Below are 20,885 nucleotides of genomic sequence, written 5' to 3' on the forward strand. Positions count from 1 at the left end.
GGGAGACTGACAATGGCAACCCCGTATTACGTACCCGAAACCAACGTCCCACTGCCGCCCAAAGGCGCCGAGGTCATCTCGACCGCCTGCGACTATTGCATCGTGGCCTGTGGTTACAAAGTCTATCGCTGGCCTGTGACGGCCAAACCCGGTGGTCCAACTGCGGACGAAAACGCCTTTGGCGAGGATTTCCCCGTTGCACCTCTGGGTGCCTGGGTCGCGCCAAACCAGCACAATATCGTCCTGCACAAAGGTCAGCCGCACCATGTGGTGATCATTCCCGACAAGGACACGCAATACGTCAACACCGACGGCGACAGCTCCTTACGTGGCGGGTGTATCGCGCAGAAATGCTATAACCCGCAGACACCGACGCGCGACCGTCTGAAGACGCCGCTGATGCGGATCTATGGCACCCTGATGCCGGTTCCGTGGGATCTGGCGCTGGATGTGGCGGCGGAGGTGGGCAACCACGTCATCGCCAAACACGGCACCAATGCTTATGGCGTCAAGACCTTCAGCTATCAGTATATCGAGAACACCTATGCGATCTCGAAATACGCGCTGCGCCATATCAACACCGCAAACTTCACCTTCCACGACACGCCGTCCGACGTGACCTCGACCCCCGGTTTCCGGGATGCGGGTTTTGACAATTTTGGCCCGTCATATGAGGACTGGCGGGATGCGGAAACCCTGCTGGTCTGCGGCACTGATCCGTATGAGACCAAGACCATCCTCTATACCCAGTGGATGATGAAGGGGATGCAGAACGGTCAGAAAGAAATCTATCTGATCCCGCGCCGGTCGGCCGGTGTGGCCCATGCTGAGAAAATGGGCGGTCTGCATATCGACGTTCTGCCCGGCACCGACCTGCTGGTCGTCAACGCCATTGCCCGTGTCATCGTGGAAAATGGCTGGGAGGACAGCGACTGGATCAAGAAATGGGTCAATAACAAGTGGGAGAGCTCCTCGGGCTTCGGTCAGGGCACTCGGAACACGCCATGGCAGTGGCGTACGACCTGGGGCAAGTTCCAGACCAAGGGTTTCGAGGATTGGAAAGAATGGTTGCTGTCGCAGGACGAGTTCTCGCCTGAGGCCGCTGCCGCCATGGCCGAAATCGACGTGCAGAAAATCTATACTGCCGCCGAATGGCTGGCCAAACCCAAGGCAGATGGCACACGGCCCAAAACCTCGGTGATGATCGAGAAGGGGTTCTACTGGTCCAACAACACCGGCAACACGCAGGCGATTTCCGCTTTGGGCATCATCTGCGGCTGCGGCGGGCGTCCGGGTCAGGTCATTGGCCGGGCCGGCGGTCACCAGCGGGGCGGCGTGAAGGGCGGGAAATACCCGCGCAACAAATCGCCCGAGAAACTGCCGGGCCGCCGTCGCCGCGCCATGGATACCGACCGGTATCTGATCGCAGGTCATACCCGTATGGCCCATGTGATCGGCACAACATGGATTCAATCCATGTGCGGCAGCCAGCAACTGGCCGACAAGTTCGAGGAGCTGACCGTCCGCAACCCGCACCAGATCGCCAGCTTCGACAAGCAAGAGATGATCGATACGCTGAAGGCCCGCGCCGACAGCGGCGGTATGGTGGTGATCAACCAGGACATCTATTTGCAGGACCCGATCGGCAACCGCTATGCTGACATCGTGTTCCCAGCGGCGACATGGGGCGAAGAGGACTTCCTGCGGGCCAACGGCGAACGTCGTCTGCGCCTGTACCAGAAGTTCTATGATGCCCCCGGTGCGGCAAAACCCGACTGGTGGATTATCGCGCAACTGGCGCAACGCATGGGCTTTGACGGGTTTGACTGGCAGAGCTCGAACGAAGTCGCGGAAGAGGCCGTGCGCTTTACCCGCGGGTCACGCAAGGACTTCCACGCCGTCTATCGTTTGGCCAAGAAGGAAGGCAAAGGCCTGCACCAGAAAGTCCGCGAATTCGGCACCGACGGCGTGCAATGCCCGGTCATGCTGGATGCGGATGGCGTCACGCTGATTGAAACCAAGCGTCTGCACGACACCACCCGAACCCTGCCCGATACCGGAGCAGCTGGCGCGGATGTGTTCAACAAGAAGCTGACGCATTTCAACAGTCAGACCGGCAAGTGCAACATCCAGAAATCGCCGTGGGGTCTGTTCTCGGACTATTGGGAATGGCTGAAACCCAACAAGGAAGAAGGCGAGTTGTGGGCGACCTCCGGTCGGATCAACGAACGCTGGCAGTCTGGCTTTGACGACCGTCGCCGCCCGTATATCGTGCAGCGCTGGCCGGAAAACTGGGTTGAGATTCACCCCGACGATGCGGCCGAGCGCGGCATCGAAAGCGGCGACTATGTGATGGTCTACTCGGAACGCGTGCCGGGTAACAAGCACACGCTGCTGGGGGTGGAGGGCGACGACTTCCAGTTCTCGAAACTGATGGAAAACGGTCATATCGAACTGACCAAGGCGGCGATCACTGCCGTGGCCATGGTAACGCCCGCCATCAAGAAAAGCGTGGTTTACATGGACTTCCTGCACATGCAGCAACCCGCGAATGCGCTTGAGGGCCGGATCGTCGACTGGATCAGCGGAAACTACAACTACAAGATGGGCGTTGCCAAGCTGCGCAAACTGGGGCCAAGCCCCTACAAGACCTCGTTCCGTACGATGTCCTTCGCGCCGCGCGATATCGCCTGACGGCTTTCCGGGGGGCGGTCGCCATGCCGCCCCTCGGGTCTGGTCCCACTGCAGAAGGGACCACGGGCTGGGCGTCCCCGGTTCACTGGAAGGCAGGTATCGGTTGGGAAACCTGCCTTCCATATTCACCCAACCTGTCCCGACCGCAAACATGGCAGACCCGATATGAATATCCATTCCGATACCGCCCTGCGCGACGAGGCCACCAGCCTGTTTTCCGAACTGGCAAAATCCGACTATGACGTGATCCGCCTGCGCGCCATTCAGGCGCTGAGCACCATCGGCGCAGGCAACAGCCCGGCACTTGTCGAGGCGCTGCTGGATGACGACGAAGACGTCCGTCAGGACGCCGCGCAGGCGCTGGGCGCGCTGGGCGTGCAGGACGCCGCGCCGCAATTGTTGGAAAACCTGATCCACGATCCCTGTGGCGATGTGAAACTGGCCTGCGTCACCGCTCTGGCCGCCTTGAAATCCGAAGACGCCGCGCCTTACCTGCGCACCCTCGTGATCGGGCGTGGGGAGGAGATCACATGGGACGAGGACGAGTTGCATCAGGACGAGTGGGACGACTGGCTTGATACCCAGATCGCCGCGATCAAGGCGCTGGGTCAGATGGGTGACGCTGAGGCGATTGAGCCCATCGTCATGGCGTTGATGGACGAAGACGGGCAGGAACTTGGCGATGTGGCCTGCGAAGCGCTGGGGCGGATTGCCGAGCCTGCCGTACCGACTTTGGGTGTATTCGCCCAATCCTCGAACCGCCGCCTGCGCCACCGCGCCCTGCGGACATTGGCGACGATTGGCGGCGCCGAGGCCGAAAGCATTCTCCGCAAGGCTTTGAAGGACAAGGACGGAGCGGTGCGCCTGATCGCTTATGAGGCACTGATGCCAAACGACCCGGCGCTGGTCGAGCAAGCTCTGACCGATGCGGTCGAAGGCATCCGCATCTCGGCGCTGAACCTATCGGGCTTCTCGGAACCCGAACTGCTGGACCGCATGATGCGCGACCCCGGGGCCAAGGTGCAATTGGCCCTGCTCGATCGCCTCGACCGCAGCACGCCGATTTCCGACCATGACGACCTGCGCTGGCAGGTGCTGGATTTCCTGGCCACCGGTCAACAGCCCGAGGTTTCGGCACAGGCGTTGGGCCAGCTGGCGGCGCTGGCCCCCGGACTGGTGGCCGACCGTTTGAACGCGCTGTTTTCGGTTGACGCGGATGACCTTCAGGCCGAACGCCTGCAATGGGCCATCGTCGATGCGCTGGCGACCTCGCCCCTGCGCGAGGCGGCGGAATGGCTGCAACGCGCCTGCCGCTCACCCTTCCGCTCAGTGCGGCTGAAGGCGGTGGCGTCGCTGGCGATGATCGTCACCAATGACGCCCGCCCGCATGTGAACCAGCAGCAGGGTCGCGAATTGCTGCTGTCTTTCGCACTGGCCCAGATGCCGATCGCCGATGAGACCGAGGTCGAGGCCCCGCAAACCGACATTGCCGCCCTGCAAGAGGCCGGGCTGGATGTCTCGGAAGGGGGCGAAAACGGCCCGACCTCCAGCCTTGGTGCGATCCTTGGCCATGACGCCATCGCGGCGGAAATGACGCAGGAGGCCGCGGAGGACGAGGTTCAGCCTCTCACCCCGCGCGAGCAGGCGCTGCTCGCCAAGGCCATGCGTCATCCCAAACGCCGCCGTGTCGCGCTGGACGACAATGCCGAGGCGCTGGAGCGTGAAACCCGTATGTCCGCCATCCGTCTGCTGGGCGAGGTGAAGGGAATGCAGATCATGCTGGCGCAAATCGCCAAGGACCCCGAGGCCGACATCGCCGCTCAGGCGCTTTCGGCGCTGGGTGTCTCAGTCGCGCGCTATGGGGCAGAGCTGGATCAGGAGCAACTGGTGGAGCTGATCACCCAAGCCATGTCGCACACCGATTCGAATCTGTCCCTGCAGGCGCTCAATCTGCTGCAGCAGTCGGACCTGCCGCCGCAGGACGCGCTGCGCGGCAAGCTGCGGGCGATGCTGAAAACCGGCGACACCCCGTTCCGCATCGACGCCATGTGCATCCTGACCGGATGGGACGGCGCCCCGGATGTGGCGCGCAGCCTGCTGGACGACGTGTCGGCCCCGGTCAGGCAGGCGGCGATGCGGCTGTTGTCGGACATGGCGCCGGATCAGGCCGGGGCGGCCATTGTGCCCTTCCTGCTGGCCAATCCGGAACAACGCATCGTGACCTATGTCAATGACAACACCCCCGCGCTGGTGTCCATTGGCCGCAGATTGCTGACCGAACTGCGCGACCATGACCGGCGCGCCCAGTGGCCAGTGATGATCAACGCATTGGCCGACCTGCTGAGGGCTCCCTCGCGCGCGGCCTGACTGCCGGAGGAACGGATGACACGCACAGGCAAGGCCATCGCAGCGCTGGTGATTGCGGTGGCGACGGGGTTTGGCTCTTCCGCACAGGCCGAAGAGTTGCCCGAGGTCGCCGTGGTACATCAGATCATCGATCTGAATGCCGACACACCCGCCCACGCCTTTCGCTTTGAACCCAAGCTGCTGCAGGTTCCGGCAGGGGCCACGGTGCGGTTCAAGGGATCGACCGGGCGGCACACGGTTTCGGCGATCCTGCGCATGATCCCGGTGGGTGCGCGCAGTTTCGAAATCCGGGGCAAGCCGGTGATGGACCTGACCTTCGACAAGGAAGGCGTTTACGGCATCCGTTGCCGCGTGCATGGTCGACACGGAATGGTCATGCTGCTGGTGGTCGGCGATCCCAGCGTGAATCTGGAAGAAGCCAAGGCCTACCTGCCCAAACTTGGCGAGGCGGAACGCGCCGGCTTCGAGGAACTTTTTGACTATCTGGAGGCACAAAATGGCTGATGGCTGCGGCTGCGACCGCCACGCCCATATGTACCTGTCAGTGGACGACTCCCTGCGGCGAGGTCTGTCCGTTGCCGAACCCCTTGTGGATACCGAGACTTTGCCGCTGACGCAGGCGATCAGTCGGGTGCTGGCCGAGGATTGCACCAGCAAGATCGACATGCCCGCCTTCGACAACTCGGCCATGGACGGCTATGCCGTCCGGACCAGTGATCTGGGCGCGGGCCCCGTGTTCGAACTGCCGGTGGCCGGGCGCGTGGCCGCCGGTGACAGCGGCGCCCATGAGGCCCCTGAAGGCAGCGCCTTGCGCATCTTCACGGGCGCGCCCGTTCCACCCGATTTCGATGCGGTGCTGATGCAGGAGGATTGCGACCTCCGGAGCGATCGCATCCAGTTCGGCCGCCGCCCCGAACCCGGTCAGCACATCCGCCGCGCGGGCGAAGATCTGAAGGCCGGTGCCCCGATCTTGCGACGCGGCTGCGAGATTACCGCACGCGAGGCCGCCGCCCTGGCCTCCTCGGGTTATGGAGAGGTTAAGGTCTACCGCAAGCTCAGGGTCACGATCTTCTCGACCGGCAGCGAGTTGCGCCAGCCGGGCGAGGCGCTGGGGCCGGGCCAGATCTATAACTCGAACCGCTACATGCTGCTGGCCCTGCTGGACAAGCCGTGGATCGATCTGACTGACAAGGGGCCGGTCGAAGATTCGCCTGCGCTGTTGGAGCAGGTGTTGCGCGACGCTTGCGATACCTCTGATCTGATCGTCACCACCGGCGGCGTGTCGGTGGGCGACGAAGATCACATGCCGCGTCTGTTCAGCGAAATCGGCGGCGAGACCGACGTGATGAAAGTGGCGATGAAACCCGGTAAGCCGATCATGTTCGGACGTCGGGGCAACGCGCTTTATGTCGGGCTGCCGGGCAATCCGGTATCCGCCTATGTCACCTGGCAGATCATCGGGGCGCAGATGATGGCCCGCCGCGCAGGGCTGCACCAAACCGAACGCACCCCCGAACGCGCTGTTCTGGCCGAACCGCTTGAACGCAAGTCAGGGCGCAGGGAGTACCGCCCGGTCCGTATCGAAGGCACGACAGCGGACGGCACACCGCGCCTGCGCCTGATGGCCGCGTCCTACAGCGGACGTGTTGCCCTTCTGGCGCAGGCTGATGGCCTTACGGTCATTCCGGCCGAGACCGAGGCGCTGCCAGCCGGTGGCGCGCTGGATTTCATCCGGTTCTGAACAGATCACACCCCGTTCCGCCGCGCGCCTCCTGTTCTTGCAAGGGGCCAGCGGCAGCGTCTACAAATAATCCGTGCCAGCCAGAGATATCTATGGTCAAAGAACATATCCTTGTTGTCGATGACGACCCGCAGATCACCTCGTTCCTGCAACGCTATCTGGAAAAGCAGGGCTGTCAGGTGACCTGTGTCGCTGAGGGCAATGCCATGGACGCGGTGCTGGAGCGGGAAGAGATCGACCTGATCCTGCTGGATATCGGCCTGCCAGGACGCAACGGCTTTGACATCACGCGCGAGCTGCGGCTGAACTCGAACATCCCGATCATTGTGCTGTCGGGCCGGGACGAGATTTTTGACCGCGTTGTTGGGCTGGAATTTGGCGCTGATGACTATATCACCAAACCGTTCGAAGCGCGCGAGGTTTTGGCGCGCATCCGCTCGGTCTTGCGCCGCGCCCGTCCCGACGAGAAGCCGGTCAACGGCGCCGAGATGCCCCTGATCACTTTCGGGGACTGGATTCTGAACGTAAACCAACGCAGCCTGACCGCGGCGGGAGCGGCAGAGCCCACACCATTGACCACCACCGAATTCGAAGTGTTGCAGGCCTTCGTCACCAACCCCCATATGGTGTTTTCACGCGATCAGCTGCTCGACAAGGCGCGCGGGCGCGAGATCTTCGTGGGCGACCGCACGATCGACGTGCATGTTGCGCGCCTGCGCAAGAAGATCGAGCCCGATCCCGCCGCGCCGACATTTATCAAGACCGTGCATGGGATCGGCTATTGCTTTGCCGCAAATGTGCGCAAATCCAACGGCTAGGCGATGTCCTTGTACATATAGGTGGTTGGCTCCAGCCGATCTTCAAACGGATTGCGGCAATAATTCGGAATCTCTCCGGCAATCTGAAAACCCAGCGATTGATACAGCAGGCGCGAGGGGTCGCTGCTGCGGGTGTCCAGCACCAGCACTGTGCGCCCCAACTGGTGCGCACGCTCCTCCAGCGCCGCCATCAGCGCCCGACCCAATCCACGACGGCGCGCCCGGGGGTGGACCAGCAGCTTAGCCACGTCCGCGCGATGAGGCTGGTTCGGCATCGCAGCCGGTATCAGTTGCACCGTGCCCAGAATGCGCCCGTCGACATAAGCCGCGAACAGGTCGAGCATCCCGGCTTGCAATTCGGCACGCACGTGATCCCGCCAATAGCTGCGGGCGTCCTCTTTCGCGAAGGGCAGGATAAACCCGATGCTGGCGCCATCGTGGACACAGCCATGCAGGATGTCGGTCAGATCCTCAAGCGCCCCGTCGAAATCTACGTCAGACAATCGCGTGATCATATCAGCACCAACAGATATCGCGCGCCGCGTGCGGGGCCGGTCTGAAACCGGGTCGCGCCAGACAGATGGTATCGCAGGCAATCGCCACCGCCGAGAGTGTGATCGACGCCATCCACCGTCAAAGTCAACTCGCCATCCAACATGATCAGATGATGTTCCTGCCCCGGTTTCGGAGGGCTGTCATAGCTGATCTCGGTCTCGGGGGGCAGGTGACCTTCCATGACCTCGCCACTCAACCCCGTGGCTGGGGGCGAGACGGAGCGGCGGGTGAACCCGGTTTCGGGGTCGCGCCATTCGGGCTGGCGTTCAAAGGGAACGCGCGGCTCGAAACTGTCCTCGACCATCATCAGCAGGCGCGACATCGGCAGGCCATAGGCCGCGCAAAGGCGACCCAGAGTTTCCGCCGTCGGGCTGACATCGCTTTTCTCCATCCGGGACAGCGTGGCGCGGCTGACGCCGCTCTGCTTGGCCAGCTGATCAAGGGACCAGCCGCGGCTTTGCCGCAACTCATTCAGCCGCGCAGCAAGGCGATGAGAAAGATTATCTAACATCGGTCATATATGGGAATCATGCTCATATGTGGGATTATTGCTTTAAATTATTGATCGTGTAAGCAAAAAAGAGCGCGGAATCTACCGCGCTCTTTGGACTGCCCAAAGGGATGGAATTTACTTCCAGCCAACCTCGTTAAAGATTTTCTGCGCCTCAGGGATGTTTTTGGCAACCCCGGACAGGTTCACCTCATCCGCTTTGAATTCACCAAGTTGTTTGACCGAGTCTGCAAGGTCGACGCTCACAACAGCAGGAAACTCGTCATTGCCTGCCGAGAAATATTGCTGCGCCTGATCGCCGGCCAAATATTCGAGGAACAGAATAGCGTTTTCCTTGTTGGGTGCGTTGGCCGCAACGCCGGCGCCGGACAGGTTCATATGCGCGCCATAGCTGTCCTGGTTCGGGAATACGAAGCCAACCTTGTCAAGGTCATCGGAAAGGCCTTTGACATCTTTGCGGATCGCGCGCGAGAAGTAATATGTGTTCGAAACGGCGATCTCACATTCACCGGACACGATACCACGCAATTGATCGGTATCACCCCCTTGCGGGTCACGGGCCATGTTGTCAACGATACCCACTGCCCAGTCTTTTGCGGCCTCGGCACCTTCATGCGTGATGATCGATGCAAGCAGTGTCTGGTTGTAGGTATTGGTCGACGACCGGATGCAGACCTGCCCCTTGTATTCCGGTTTCGCCAGATCGGCGTAGGTTGCAGGCGGGTTTTCGACATTTTCCTTGTCGAAAAAGATGATGCGCCCGCGCTGTGAGAAGCCGTACCACTGGTTGTCGCTGTCCTGCAGGTTCGCAGGGATGCGCTCTTCCAGAACCGCACTTTCGATCGGTTGCAAGATACCCGCGTTCTTGGCGCGCGCCAGGCGCGATGTATCTACGGTCAACAGGATATCTGCAGGAGAGTTTGCGCCCTCGGCTTCCATCCGCGCGATCAGCTCATCCGCTTTGCCTTCGATGCGGTTGATGGTGATGCCGGTGGCCTCTTCGAAATCGGAATACAGACGCTCATCGGTGTCATAATGGCGCGAGGAATAGAGGTTCAGCTCGCCTTCGGCGATGGCCGAGGTGGCAACCAAGGTGGTCAGTGCGGCTGCGACGCAGGTGGAGGATTTCAGCATGATGTGTCCCAAAATTAGAATACGCTGCGGGTCATAACCCGACTGATTTAGTCAATTAAACGATTCTGACGGGGATGCAAGGTAATCCGACAAATTTAGTTGGGCAAAAGGTCGCTGGTATCCGCGAAGGAAAAATGAATTTGAAGAGCACCGGCTCAGTGCGGCCATGCTTGTTCGGCTATCGCTGAGATCGGAAATTTGCCTGCCCGGCCTTCATTGACTAGGCTGCCCTGCATGCAGCCAAATGCACACTTTGCCGACTTATCGGGTATGCCTGTTGCGCGGCCACTTGTCGTCAACGGAACGCGCTTTCCGATGGTGGATGTTGGTCATGGCGAGCCCATTTTGTTTGTACATGGTGCGTGGGCAGACCACCGAATTTGGTGTGGCTTTTGGCAATCGGTGTCGCGCAAGGCGCAATTCATGGCGATTACCCAGCGTCATTTCGGTGATTGGAACTGGCCGGACGATAAACCGTTTGCGCGCCGCGTTCACACAGAAGATCTGATCGATATTTTGTGCGCGTTAGAGAAACCCGTTCATCTTGCTGGCTGGTCATACGCGGGTGGCATCTTGCTTCGCGCGGCGGCAACGGTACCCGAACGTGTCCTCTCGCTGGCTATCTTTGAGCCATCTTTTGAATGCGAGCCACCGACAGAACACGGATCGCTAAAACTTGCGCGGGAGGTCGCATGGAATCGTCTGGAGCAGGCTTATAAGTTGGCCCAAAGCGGCGATTTGGAGCGCGGGATAAGTGTTGGTCTTGAAGCGGTTTACAATTTGAAGGCAGGAGGATTCTCAGAACTTCACCCAAACTTTCAGAAAGTGCACCTGGAAAATCGCCATACGATGCTGCCCGATTTAAATGCAGAAACAGCCAACCCGCTTTCACCTCAAGAGTTTGCCAGCATCGGTTGCCCAACCTTGATCATGTACGGAGAAAATACTCTGGAACAGTACCGGTTGATGGCAGAATATACGTATCAAAAAGTTGATGGCGCAACGCTGATGATAGTGCCCGGAGTGAGCCATGGCGCACCGGTTCAACGACCTGACGTGTTGGCCAATGCGATTTTAGAGTTCGTTCTCGAAATTGCCGCGTCTTCCAACAAATAATTCCCATCAGCAGGTCTTCTGCCAGCGAACACAGGCGCTCTTTGCGCATAAAAAAACCGCACCCGAAGGCGCGGTTTTTTCAATTCGGAATGTGCAGTTCTTAGCCCTGGCGAGCTTTGAACTTGCGCTGCGTCTTGTTGATCACGTAGACGCGGCCTTTGCGACGCACAACCCGGCAGTCACGGTGCCGGTTCTTGAGCGAGCGGAGCGAGTTCTTGACCTTCATGGGTCTGTCTCCAATCTGCGGCGCCTTCATCAAAGACGTGGCCAGCGCCTGGGTTTGTCGGGTGTCCCGGATGCCCGGAACAGTGAATTCATGGTGGGCGGTACAAGGATCGAACTTGTGACCCCTTCGATGTCAACGAAGTGCTCTACCGCTGAGCTAACCGCCCACTGAAACCTTTGCGTGACCTGCCCCATAACGAAATGGGGCGCGGAACCCCGCGCCGGTAGCGGGGTCTATAAAAGGAGTCGTTGGGGGGATCAAGGGGTTTGGAAGAACTATTTTCCGGTCTATGTTCAATGCGAATGAACGGAAGGGCACATGACCATAGCTGCATCCAACGCCACCTATCTACTGGATATGCCTGCCAGGCGCACGTCCTGCGTGGTTTTTGCCTCGCCGCATAGTGGCCGGACCTATCCGGCCTCGTTGCTGAAGCGATCGGTGTTGAACCGAAATGTGATTCGTTCCTCCGAAGATGCCTTTGTCGATCAGCTGTTTGATTCAGCCCCGGTCTTTGGGGCGCCCTTGCTGGCCGCTGCGATGCCGCGCGCCTATCTTGATCTGAACCGCAGCGCGGATGAGCTGGATCCCGCTCTGATCCAAGGCGCACGCCGACAGGGGCACAACCCGCGCGTTGCCTCGGGTCTGGGCGTGATTCCCCGCGTCGTTGCGAACGGTCGGGCGATCTACAACGGTAAGCTGACGATGGACGAGGCGCGGTTGCGGATCGACACCTATTGGCGTCCTTATCATCAGCGTCTCAAAACGCTGCTGGCCGAATCGCACGCAACCTTCGGACAAGCGATTCTGATCGATTGCCACTCGATGCCGCATGAGGCCGTGGCGATGGCCAATGGCGCGCGGAACGCACGGCCCGAGATCGTGTTGGGGGATCGGTTTGGCGCATCGGCCTCGGGCGTGATCGTGGATCAGATCGAATCGGCCTTTGCCTCGGCGGGGCTGAATGTGGTGCGCAACACGCCCTTTGCAGGGGCCTATGTCACCCAGACCTATGGCCGGCCCGCGCGTCATCAGCACGCGATCCAGATCGAGATCGACCGCTCGCTCTATATGGATGAGGATACGATTCAGCCCAATGGCAATTTTCAGGCCTTCCGCGATCTGCTGCGGCGGGTGACGGCGGATATCGCCGCCATCGGGTCCGAGCCGCAGCAACTGGCAGCTGAATAACCTAGCGCAGCGCGCGGCCCTTCACGATGGCATCCGTTCCGAACCGCCGCCGGATTTCATCGGTGGCGCGTTCCGCCTGCGAACGTTGCACCGCGCCGGGGTCGAGCAGATCACCCGAGATATCGGCCTGATCTTCCGGGCACAAATCGGACAACCCGCAACCCAGCAGGCGATAGGGGCCCTGATCCCCCACCTGATCGAACAGGCCACGCGCGGTGCGATAGATGCGGTCGGCAAACTGTGTCGCATCGCGCAGTGACACGCGCCGCGTGATGATCTTGTGATTGGCCCGTTTCAGTTTCAGCGTCACCACCCGCCCGGCCAGCCCCTTGGCCTTGGCCCGGTCGGCCACCTTTTCGGACAGACGCCAGATATGCCCGTCCAGTATATCGGTGCTGGCCGTATCCTCGAAAAATGTGGTCTCATTGCTGATCGATTTCATCGCCGTATGGGCCGAAACCCGGCGCTTGTCCTGTCCGCGCGCCAGATGCCACAGGCGATAGCCCATCGACCCGAACCGGGCGGTCAGCGCCTCCTGATCCCAGCGCAACAGATCGCTGAAGGTACGAATGCCTGCCCGGTCCAGCGTCTCCTGCGCTGCCGGACCAATGCCCCAGATCAGGCGCACCGGCTTGTCGTGCAGAAATTCCGCCGTCTCGGCCTTACCGATTACCGAAAACCCGCGTGGTTTGTCGAGGTCCGAGGCCACCTTGGCCAGAAACTTGTTATGGCTCAGCCCGATCGACCCGGTCAGTCCCAGCTCATCCTTCATCCGTTTGACCAGCCGGGCCAGCATCACCGCAGGCGGCGCGCCGTGCAGCCTCTGGGTGCCGGACAGATCCATGAAAGCCTCATCCAGTGACAGGGGCTCCACATCCGGTGTCAGTTCATCCATCATCGCGCGGATTTCGCGGGAGACGCTGGCATAAAGCGACATGCGCGGCTTGATCACCACCGCATCAGGGCACAGGGCCAGCGCCTTGAACATCGGCATCGCCGAGCGCACGCCACGAATACGCGCCACGTAACAGGCGGTCGAGACTACGCCGCGCTTACCGCCCCCGATGATCACAGGCTTGTCCGCCAGATCGGGATTGTCGCGCTTTTCGATTGACGCATAAAACGCGTCGCAATCCATATGTGCGATGGTCAGGTCAAACATTTCGGGATGCGATTTCACGCGCGGGCTGCCGCAGGACGGGCATCGCCGTTCGTCGGTCAGCATGGTCAGGCAATCTCGGCAAATGGCTGGCATGGCAGGGTCCCGGATCCGAAGCGCCTTGGAATGTTCGATCAATGGGGTAGAATCTATCGCGCCTGATGACAAAGAAAAAGCTAGTTATGGAGTTTACCGGAGCCAAAGTCGCCCTGTTCCTTGGCGAGGCATTGCTTGTCATCCAGCGCGACGACAAGCCGGGCATTCCCTTCCCAAACCACTGGGATTTCCCGGGCGGGGGACGCGAGAGCGGGGAAACGCCAATGGCATGTGTTTTGCGGGAAACAGCCGAAGAGGTTGGCCTGTATCTGCAGGCAGACGATCTGTTCTGGTCTCGTCAGTATGATCAGAGCTGGTTTTTCGTCGCGCGACGTCCGCCCGGGGATGTCGGCTTGATCCGCTTTGGCGACGAAGGGCAGGGGTGGCAGTTGATGCGCCCACGCGATTTTCTGTCGAACCCGCTGGCAATCCCACATTTCAGACATCGCCTTCGGGATTACCTGTTTGAAGAAAACAAACTTTGATTCAGGAACAGCATTTACAAGAAAACCCCCCGCAACGGCGGGGGGAAAGGTAACGGACCTCAGGAAGTCACGGTCCGTTGGGGAGTGTCTTGCCCCAAGAATCGCTTAAATTGGCTGTTTTCGATAGGCGTAAGCGTTGAATTAGAAAACTCGCATGTTTCATGTGTGTTTTCGGGCACAGGGACGTTTTGGCGCAGAAACGGAAAAAATTGACGTTACGTCAATTGGTTGTCTGCCATAACCGCCCTAATACCCGCTGATTCCGCGCGGGATTTAATGCCGTGTCAAAGAATTTAACTCGTTCAGAACTGCCTGCGCTGCGGCCTTCGGATCGTCGGCCTGATAGATCGGACGGCCCACAACGATATGGTCCGCACCATCTCCGATTGCATTGGCCGGGGTGGCCACACGTTTCTGGTCGCCCAGTGCAGCCCCCGCAGGCCGTACGCCGGGGGTGACGATCAACCGGCCCTCGGCCTGGGGCAGGGCGCGGATCAGTGCCGCCTCCTGCGGGCTGGCGATGACGCCATCGGCCCCGGCCTCCAGCGCGCGCGCCGCACGTTCAACCACCAGCTCCTGAACGTCGCCGGCCTTCAGCAGGCTGGCATCCAGATCGTCCCGGTTCAGCGAGGTCAGGATGGTCACCGCCAGAATTTTCAGATCCTTGCCCAAGGCCCCCTCTTTCGCCGCCCGCACCACATGCGGGTCGCCATGCACGGTCAGGAAATCCAGATCGAACTGCGCCAGCCCCCGCACAGCGTTTTCCACCGTATTGCCGATGTCGAACAGCTTCATGTCCAGAAAGATGCGCTTGCCGTGATCCTGTTTCAGCTCATTGGCCAGCGCCAGCCCGCCACCGGTCAGCATGCCCAGCCCGATCTTGTAGAACGAGACGCTGTCGCCCAGCCGCTCGGCCATGGCCAGCCCCTGCAGGGCGTTGGGAACATCAAGGGCTACGATCAGGCGGTCATCGGACATTGGGGGCTCCTTTTTGGCAAACGACTGCGTCCTAACGGGTTCGGGCCTCTCTGTCCATGCGCGAGGTGGCCGGCCTGTGCTATGATGACGTCAATTTAAAACAGCATTTCGCAAAGAAAGGGACAGGAAATGAAGAAACTGCTTTTGGTGGGCGTGGTCCTTATGATGGCCGCTTGTGAAGAACCAACGCTGGAGACGCCGGAAACCGGGGCCGCGCCCGCCCCGACAAATGACGATTTGCGTCTGGTGGGTGGCTACAGATCCGAGGATGACTGGTGCCAGCTCACCGGTGAAACGGCATTTACCGGCAATTTCCTTGATCACACGGCGGATCTCGTTTCCTGCCCGACAGGCAGCGCGGCGGCGCAATCGCTTGTCGATGATTTGGGCGCGGTTCAGGTGGCCGAAACCGGAGGCTACACCGTCTATACGATCCAGCGCGAATAGCGCGGGATTCTGTAGTCCAGCCTCTTGAACCGCCAGAGATATTTCCCAGATTGAATGTGAGGCTTCGACCGATGCGTGCCGCCTGGCGGGCGCGTCACACCGGGGCGCTTGAGAGAAGGAGAATAAAATGGACTTGAACAAGTTCACCGAGCGGGCACGGGGATTCGTGCAAGCCGCGCAAACGATTGCGCTGCGCGAGGGGCATCAGAGGCTGGAGCCCACACATATACTCAAGGCATTGATGGATGACGATCAGGGGCTGGCCAGCAACCTGATCACACGCGCTGGCGGTGCGCCCAGCCGCGTGGTCGAGGCGCTGGATGTTGCGTTGACCAAAATCCCGCAGGTCAGCGGCGATGCGAGCCAGATTTACATGGACGGCCAGACCGCGAAGGTTCTGGATGAGGCCGAAAAGATTGCCACCAAGGCGGGCGACAGCTTTGTCCCGGTCGAGCGCGTTCTGATGGCGCTGTGCATGGTGAAATCCAAAGCCAAAGAGGCGTTGGAGGCCGGGGCCGTATCCGCCCAGAAACTGAACGAAGCGATCAACGACATCCGCAAGGGGCGCACCGCTGACACCGCCTCGGCGGAAGAGGGCTATGATGCGCTCAAGAAATACGCGCGCGACCTGACCGAGGCTGCGGCTGAGGGCAAGATCGACCCGATCATCGGGCGGGATGAGGAAATTCGCCGTTCGATGCAGGTTCTGTCGCGTCGAACCAAGAACAACCCGGTTCTGATCGGGGAGCCCGGCGTCGGCAAAACCGCGATTGCCGAGGGTATGGCCCTGCGCATCGTCAATGGCGACGTGCCGGAATCGTTGAAGGACAAGAAGCTGCTTGCGCTCGACATGGGTGCGCTGATCGCCGGTGCGAAATACCGTGGTGAGTTCGAAGAACGCCTCAAAGCCGTTCTGACCGAAGTGACCGAAGCCGCCGGTGAGATCATCCTGTTCATCGACGAGATGCACACGCTTGTCGGCGCGGGTAAATCCGACGGCGCGATGGATGCCGCCAACCTGATCAAGCCTGCGCTTGCCCGGGGTGAGCTGCATTGTATCGGTGCGACCACGCTGGACGAATACCGCAAGTACGTCGAAAAAGACGCAGCCCTTGCGCGCCGGTTCCAGCCCGTTGTTGTGGCTGAACCAACCGTCGAGGACACGATCAGCATCCTGCGCGGCATCAAGGAAAAGTACGAGTTGCACCACGGTGTGCGCATATCGGATTCGGCACTGGTGTCGGCGGCGACCCTGTCGCATCGCTATATCACCGACCGCTTCCTGCCGGACAAAGCCATTGACCTTGTCGATGAAGCGGCATCGCGTCTGCGGATGGAGGTGGATTCCAAGCCCGAGGAACTCGATCAGCTGGATCGCCAGATCCTGCAGATGCAAATCGAGGAAGAGGCGCTGAAGCTGGAAGACGACGCAGCCTCCAAGGATCGTCTGGAAACCTTGCAAAAGGACCTGGCCGATCTACAGGAGAAATCCGCTGAGATGACCGCCCAGTGGCAGGCCGAACGTGACAAGCTGGCGGGTGCCCGTGATCTTAAGGAACAGCTCGACAAAGCGCGCGCTGATCTGGAGATCGCCAAGCGTGAAGGCAACTTGGCGAAAGCCGGGGAGCTGTCCTATGGCGTCATCCCCGAGCTTGAGAAAAAGCTGACCGAGGCTGAGAACGCCGAAAGCAGCCAGATGATGGCTGAGGAAACGGTGCGTCCGGAACAGATCGCTTCGGTGGTTGAACGCTGGACTGGTATCCCGACCTCGAAGATGCTGGAAGGTGAGCGCGAGAAGCTGCTGCGGATGGAAGACGATCTGCATTCCCGTGTGATCGGTCAGGATGCGGCGGTCACAGCCGTGGCCAACGCCGTGCGCCGTGCGCGTGCGGGTTTGAATGACGAAGGCCGCCCGTTGGGCTCCTTCCTGTTCCTCGGACCGACTGGCGTGGGTAAGACTGAGCTGACCAAGGCCGTGGCGAACTTCCTGTTCGATGACGACAACGCGATGGTGCGCATCGATATGTCCGAGTTCATGGAGAAACACGCGGTTGCCCGTCTGATCGGTGCCCCTCCGGGCTATGTTGGTTATGACGAAGGCGGTGTGCTGACCGAAGCCGTGCGGCGCAGGCCCTATCAAGTCGTGCTGTTCGACGAGGTCGAAAAAGCGCATCCGGATGTGTTCAACGTGCTGTTGCAGGTTCTTGATGACGGTGTGCTGACCGATGGTCAGGGCCGCACCGTGGACTTCAAGCAGACGCTGATCATCTTGACTTCGAACCTCGGCTCTCAGGCGCTCAGCCAGTTGCCAGAAGGTGCGGACAGCGCGCAGGCACGGCGGGATGTGATGGATGCGGTCCGGGCGCATTTCCGGCCCGAATTCCTGAACCGTCTGGATGAGACGATCATCTTCGACCGCCTCAAGCGGGCCGATATGGATGGCATCGTCGATATCCAGATGGCACGTCTGCAGAAACGTCTGGCCGCCCGCAAGATCGAGCTGGCCCTGGACGATGGCGCCAAGGAATGGCTGGCCAACGAAGGTTATGACCCGGTCTTTGGCGCACGCCCGCTGAAGCGCGTGATCCAGCGCGCCCTGCAGAACCCGCTGGCCGAGGCGCTGCTCGCCGGTGAGATCAGGGATGGTGAAACCGTTCCGGTCTCTGCGGGCTCGGATGGCCTGATCATCGGCGATCGGCTGGGCACTTCTGAACGGCCCCGTCCGGATGATGCCGTTGTGCACTAAACATGAATGACCCGCCGCATTGGCGGGTCTTCTTCATATGGGGCTGGCAAGACCCTGTTGCAGATGACCGATGACGGTATCGAGCTTATCCTTGGCCTTGTCGACGGGCAGTCGCACGGTGAAGCGCAGTTTTACGATGCAGTCGTCAACCACCCCCAGCGCCAGCAGTTCGGATGATCCGTCCGATGAAAACGTCTCGGCGCGCAAAGGGAGCAGCTGTTCCGCGTCCTGTATTTGATAGGCGTTGATCTCTCCAAGTTGCACACCTTTCCTCTCAGCCACGATCAATATGTCGCGCGCCGCTTGTTTGAAGCTTTCCAGCGCCAGTTCAGGCGTCACTTTGTCCCGCTGATGGTCGTAGAAAAAAACCGTCAGCTTGGAGGATGGGTTGGTGAATCTCCGCGAATACCCGAGGCCGGGTTTCTCATCCTCATAGCTGTGAGAGCCGGTCTGTTTCAGATCGCTTAGAAATGCAGGTGCCGCATCAAAGAGTTTTTGACAGGATTGCAAATCAGCGAACACGGGATTGGCAAGAAGCAATAACGTGAACAGCAGGGATCGGAACATGATCTGTATATTTAATGGTGGCCAAATTTGTGCAACGAGTAATTTCATAGCTAAGCGGCGAAACTGTGGCTTTGCGTGACGGTTTCCGGGCTGCTCAAGATCAGGATTGAACTTGTACAACTCGGACGATCCGCCCGATACGTTACAATCCGTTCGCTCAATCGTTACGCCTGTTTCTTTGGCTCTGTGCTATCAGCACATTACCTCAACCCCGAGGACAACTGATTACGGAGACCTAGATGGCGCATCGCTGGACCAACACTTTGACACATGCCGACGTCACCCCACGGGCGGCGTTTCTGAACCGGCGGCAGGTTATGGCCGGGCTGGCAGGTGTGGGCCTGGCAGGGATGGCGCAGCCTGCGGCGGCGCAGGACGCGCTTGAGCCGAATACCTGGGAAGAGATCACTTCGTACAACAACTTTTATGAATTCGGCACCCGCAAGGATGATCCGGCCAAATACGCACATACTCTGGTGACCGAACCCTGGAGCGTTCAGATCGACGGCCTTGTCGACCGCCCCGGCGAATATGACTTCAAGGACATCATGTCCGAGATGACGGTCGAAGAGCGCATCTATCGCTTTCGCTGTGTCGAAGCGTGGTCGATGGTCATCCCCTGGAATGGTTTCGAATTGGCTGATCTGCTGAACATGGCAGGTGTTCAGGACGGCGCGAAATACGTGGCCTTCGAGACGGCCTATCGCCCAGACGAGATGCCCGGCACACGTTTCCCGATTCTGGAATGGCCCTATCGCGAAGGCCTGCGTCTGGATGAGGCGATGCACCCGCTGACAATCATGGCGACCGGCATTTATGACCGTCCCATCCCCAATCAGAACGGCGCGCCGCTGCGTTTGGTGGTGCCATGGAAATATGGGTTCAAATCGATCAAGTCGATTGTGAAGATCACCCTGACCGAGGACGAGCCACCCACCAGCTGGAACATGTCCGCACCGCGTGAATACGGCTTCTATAGCAATGTGAATCCCAATGTGGACCATCCGCGCTGGTCGCAGGCCAGCGAACGTCAGATCGGCGGTGGCCTTTTTGCCAAGCGCGTCCCGACGCTCATGTTCAATGGCTATGAAGACGAGGTCGCGAGCCTGTATGAAGGTATGAACCTGAAAGAGAACTACTGAGCCGATGCAGAGTGTGAACCAGACCTTGCGCAAGATTCCTATTTGGGCGGTCTATGCGCTTGGGGCGTTGCCAGCGCCCTGGCTTTTGTACCTTGCCCTGACCGGGGGGTTGGGGGTCGAGCCGATAAAGGCGCTGGAACACGAGCTGGGTCTGTTGGCCTTGCAGCTTCTGATCTTAGGTCTGGCTATTACACCTTTGCGTCAGCATCTCGGCTTGAACCTGATGAAGTTTCGCCGGTCAATTGGTGTGCTGGCCTTTGCCTATGTTGCGTTGCATCTCTTGGTCTGGTTGATGCTCGACGTGCAACTGCTCAGCCAGATCTGGGCCGATATCCTGAAGCGCCCGTATATTACGGTCGGCATGGCCGGGTTTATTCTGCTGCTGCCACTGGCAGTGACCTCGAACAATTGGTCGGTACGTCATTTGGGGGTGCGCTGGCGGAAGCTGCATAAACTGGTTTACCCGGCGGTTCTGTTGGGCGGGGTTCACTATGTGATGCTGGTCAAGGGATTTCAGCTTGAGCCATTGCTCTACCTTTCGGCGATCATCGGGCTTTTAGTGGCGCGATTGCCGTTGCCGAGCCTGATGACTCGTGCAGGACCGGCCGATTCCGCCTGAACTTTGCCCGGGTCTGTGGGTAATTATGTGAATAACGCGCCCGTGGTTCAGTTTCTTGCGTTGCGATTGCTTCGATTGCAGGTCTGCGCGCGCAGAGGGGTCCGGTAACCTTATGTAATTTATTAATAAATATGGAAGTTGCAGTTTTTTCGCCGATTTCTGATTTTTTCGCTTGCGGCTCCCCGATGTTATACTTAGAACGCCCTTCACCGGCGCTGCTGAGGCGGTGCTGACGGGTCGGAGAGACGGCCTGACGGACTGGAAAGACGGTTGAGACGCATCGGAGAGACGGT

Annotated in this window: 19 protein-coding genes and 1 tRNA gene; 12 read left to right on the top strand and 8 right to left on the bottom strand. The window is 59.9% G+C overall.

Annotation, left to right across the window (positions count from 1 at the left end; all coding sequences use genetic code 11):
• Positions 1-12: 12 nt before the first annotated feature.
• The 5 genes from ACR0K9_RS17490 (at position 13) to ACR0K9_RS17510 (ending at position 7,620) form a co-directional block, all read left to right on the top strand.
• Entirely contained in the window at positions 13-2,694 is a 2,682-nt protein-coding gene (locus ACR0K9_RS17490) for an arsenate reductase (azurin) large subunit (protein ID WP_480825120.1), read from the top strand.
• Positions 2,695-2,859: 165 nt separating this feature from the next.
• Positions 2,860-5,061, top strand: coding sequence for a HEAT repeat domain-containing protein (locus ACR0K9_RS17495; RefSeq protein ID WP_480825122.1), 2,202 nt, complete (start codon positions 2,860-2,862; stop codon positions 5,059-5,061).
• A gap of 15 nt (positions 5,062-5,076) precedes the next feature.
• Positions 5,077-5,565: a plastocyanin/azurin family copper-binding protein gene (locus tag ACR0K9_RS17500; RefSeq protein WP_480825124.1), complete on the top strand. Its 489-nt coding sequence runs from the start codon at positions 5,077-5,079 to the stop codon at positions 5,563-5,565.
• On the top strand, positions 5,558-6,802 hold the full coding sequence (locus ACR0K9_RS17505; protein WP_480825126.1) for a molybdopterin molybdotransferase MoeA: 1,245 nt from the start codon (positions 5,558-5,560) through the stop codon (positions 6,800-6,802). Before ACR0K9_RS17500 ends, ACR0K9_RS17505 begins: the two co-directional genes overlap by 8 nt.
• 92 nt (positions 6,803-6,894) lie before the next feature.
• Complete coding sequence (locus ACR0K9_RS17510; RefSeq protein WP_480825128.1) at positions 6,895-7,620, top strand: response regulator; 726 nt, start codon at positions 6,895-6,897, stop codon at positions 7,618-7,620.
• Here the strand turns inward: ACR0K9_RS17510 and ACR0K9_RS17515 are convergent.
• The 3 genes from ACR0K9_RS17515 to ACR0K9_RS17525 all read right to left on the bottom strand — a co-directional run bounded on the left by ACR0K9_RS17515 (position 7,617) and on the right by ACR0K9_RS17525 (position 9,820).
• On the bottom strand, positions 7,617-8,123 hold the full coding sequence (locus tag ACR0K9_RS17515; RefSeq protein ID WP_480825130.1) for a GNAT family N-acetyltransferase: 507 nt from the start codon (positions 8,121-8,123) through the stop codon (positions 7,617-7,619). The two genes, ACR0K9_RS17510 and ACR0K9_RS17515, sit on opposite strands and share 4 nt — an antisense overlap.
• A gap of 8 nt (positions 8,124-8,131) precedes the next feature.
• A complete protein-coding gene (locus ACR0K9_RS17520; RefSeq protein ID WP_480825132.1) occupies positions 8,132-8,686 on the bottom strand; it encodes a helix-turn-helix domain-containing protein in 555 nt (184 codons plus the stop codon).
• A 117-nt stretch (positions 8,687-8,803) separates the two neighbouring features.
• A complete protein-coding gene (locus tag ACR0K9_RS17525; RefSeq protein WP_480825134.1) occupies positions 8,804-9,820 on the bottom strand; it encodes a Fe(3+) ABC transporter substrate-binding protein in 1,017 nt (338 codons plus the stop codon).
• Between the two features lie 234 nt (positions 9,821-10,054).
• Here ACR0K9_RS17525 and ACR0K9_RS17530 point away from each other — a divergent pair, with 234 nt between their 5' ends.
• Positions 10,055-10,936, top strand: a complete 882-nt coding sequence (locus tag ACR0K9_RS17530; RefSeq protein ID WP_480825136.1) for an alpha/beta fold hydrolase — start codon at positions 10,055-10,057, stop codon at positions 10,934-10,936.
• A gap of 100 nt (positions 10,937-11,036) precedes the next feature.
• Here ACR0K9_RS17530 and ykgO read toward each other — a convergent pair whose 3' ends face one another.
• Together ykgO and ACR0K9_RS17540 are read right to left on the bottom strand one after the other, a co-directional pair.
• Positions 11,037-11,162 carry a type B 50S ribosomal protein L36 gene (gene ykgO / locus ACR0K9_RS17535; protein ID WP_005648635.1) on the bottom strand — a complete coding sequence of 42 codons (126 nt, stop codon included), beginning with the start codon at positions 11,160-11,162 and terminating at the stop codon, positions 11,037-11,039.
• A 91-nt stretch (positions 11,163-11,253) separates the two neighbouring features.
• Positions 11,254-11,328: transfer RNA gene (locus ACR0K9_RS17540), tRNA-Val, on the bottom strand.
• A 152-nt stretch (positions 11,329-11,480) separates the two neighbouring features.
• Here ACR0K9_RS17540 and ACR0K9_RS17545 point away from each other — a divergent pair.
• The gene (locus ACR0K9_RS17545) at positions 11,481-12,353 is read left to right on the top strand and encodes an N-formylglutamate amidohydrolase (RefSeq protein ID WP_480825138.1); all 873 of its coding nucleotides are present in this window, start codon (positions 11,481-11,483) and stop codon (positions 12,351-12,353) included.
• A 1-nt stretch (position 12,354) separates the two neighbouring features.
• Here the strand turns inward: ACR0K9_RS17545 and ACR0K9_RS17550 are convergent, their stop codons facing one another.
• Positions 12,355-13,608: a DNA polymerase IV gene (locus ACR0K9_RS17550; protein WP_480825140.1), complete on the bottom strand. Its 1,254-nt coding sequence runs from the start codon at positions 13,606-13,608 to the stop codon at positions 12,355-12,357.
• A gap of 86 nt (positions 13,609-13,694) precedes the next feature.
• Between ACR0K9_RS17550 and ACR0K9_RS17555 the strand changes: the two genes are divergently transcribed.
• Entirely contained in the window at positions 13,695-14,093 is a 399-nt protein-coding gene (locus ACR0K9_RS17555) for an NUDIX hydrolase (protein ID WP_480825155.1), read from the top strand.
• Between the two features lie 273 nt (positions 14,094-14,366).
• On the opposite strand, the gene pyrF is transcribed toward ACR0K9_RS17555, so the two are convergent.
• The gene (pyrF, locus tag ACR0K9_RS17560; protein WP_480825141.1) at positions 14,367-15,071 is read right to left on the bottom strand and encodes an orotidine-5'-phosphate decarboxylase; all 705 of its coding nucleotides are present in this window, start codon (positions 15,069-15,071) and stop codon (positions 14,367-14,369) included.
• Between the two features lie 129 nt (positions 15,072-15,200).
• Between pyrF and ACR0K9_RS17565 the strand changes: the two genes are divergently transcribed.
• Entirely contained in the window at positions 15,201-15,518 is a 318-nt protein-coding gene (locus ACR0K9_RS17565) for a hypothetical protein (RefSeq protein WP_480535446.1), read from the top strand.
• A gap of 127 nt (positions 15,519-15,645) precedes the next feature.
• A complete protein-coding gene (gene clpB, locus ACR0K9_RS17570; RefSeq protein WP_480825143.1) occupies positions 15,646-18,264 on the top strand; it encodes an ATP-dependent chaperone ClpB in 2,619 nt (872 codons plus the stop codon).
• Between the two features lie 33 nt (positions 18,265-18,297).
• Here the strand turns inward: clpB and ACR0K9_RS17575 are convergent, their stop codons facing one another.
• On the bottom strand, positions 18,298-18,951 hold the full coding sequence (locus tag ACR0K9_RS17575; protein WP_480825145.1) for a hypothetical protein: 654 nt from the start codon (positions 18,949-18,951) through the stop codon (positions 18,298-18,300).
• A 119-nt stretch (positions 18,952-19,070) separates the two neighbouring features.
• Here ACR0K9_RS17575 and msrP point away from each other — a divergent pair, with 119 nt between their 5' ends.
• Both msrP and msrQ read left to right on the top strand, forming a co-directional pair.
• On the top strand, positions 19,071-19,973 hold the full coding sequence (gene msrP, locus ACR0K9_RS17580) for a protein-methionine-sulfoxide reductase catalytic subunit MsrP (protein ID WP_480825147.1): 903 nt from the start codon (positions 19,071-19,073) through the stop codon (positions 19,971-19,973).
• A 4-nt stretch (positions 19,974-19,977) separates the two neighbouring features.
• Positions 19,978-20,592 (top strand): protein-methionine-sulfoxide reductase heme-binding subunit MsrQ, encoded by a 615-nt coding sequence (msrQ, locus tag ACR0K9_RS17585; protein ID WP_480825149.1) that lies wholly within the window; start codon positions 19,978-19,980, stop codon positions 20,590-20,592.
• The last annotated feature ends 293 nt before the right edge of the window (positions 20,593-20,885 follow it).

The sequence above is a fragment of the Ruegeria sp. L12 genome (genome assembly GCF_056531745.1).